We start from the raw sequence: 842 nt of genomic DNA, 5'->3' as shown, positions 1-842 counted from the left end.
TATGAAGCTTATCCCCCACAGTCTCACTGCCACGCTCAACTTCATGGTATTCGGAGTTTGGCTGACGTCAGTAACCAGATAAGGCCCATCAGCCAACCAGTAGCTCTACCCCCACAAAGAACCACGCAACGCTGCACCTAAATGCATTTCGGGGAGAACCAGCTATCACGGAGTTTGATTGGCCTTTCACCCCTACCCACAACTCATCCCCCAGGTTTTCAACCCTGGTGGGTTCGGGCCTCCACACGCTCTTACACGTGCCTCACCCTGGCCATGGGTAGATCACCCCGCTTCGGGTCTAGAACATGCAACTAAACGCCCTCTTCAGACTCGCTTTCGCTACGACTACCCCACACGGGTTAACCTCGCCACACATCCTAACTCGCAGGCTCATTCTTCAATAGGCACGCCATCACCACCATCAAAAGTGGCTCTGACAGTTTGTAGGCGCCTGGTTTCAGGCACTATTTCACTCCCCTCCCGGGGTACTTTTCACCATTCCCTCACGGTACTAAATTCACTATCGGTCACGACGGGTATTTAGCCTTACCAAGTGGTCTTGGCAGATTCACACGAGATTCCACGAGCCCCGTGCTACTCGGGCATGTCATCACGCAGTCAGAAACATTTCAGCTACCCGGCTATCACGGTCTACGGCAGGCCTTCCCAAACCCTTCACCTATACTCCTGATTTATCACTACGCCCCGTCCTGTCGGAAACGAGAAAACAACACCCCACAACACCCCGCATGCAACCCCCGACAAGTATCACACACACAAGGTTTAGGCTCCTTCGCTTTCGCTCGCCACTACTCACAAAATATCTTTTCCAGCAGGTACTA

Annotated in this window: 1 rRNA gene; it reads right to left on the bottom strand. The window is 53.0% G+C overall.

Annotated elements, in window-relative coordinates:
• A 23S ribosomal RNA gene (locus ACRQDJ_RS09240) occupies nt 1-842 on the bottom strand; the annotation flags it as partial.

It is taken from the genome of Actinotignum urematis (assembly GCF_051264595.1).
GTDB lineage: Bacteria > Actinomycetota > Actinomycetes > Actinomycetales > Actinomycetaceae > Actinotignum > Actinotignum timonense_A.
Note: the sequence above shows the minus strand (reverse complement) of the source record. Positions and strands in the feature narration are given on the sequence as shown.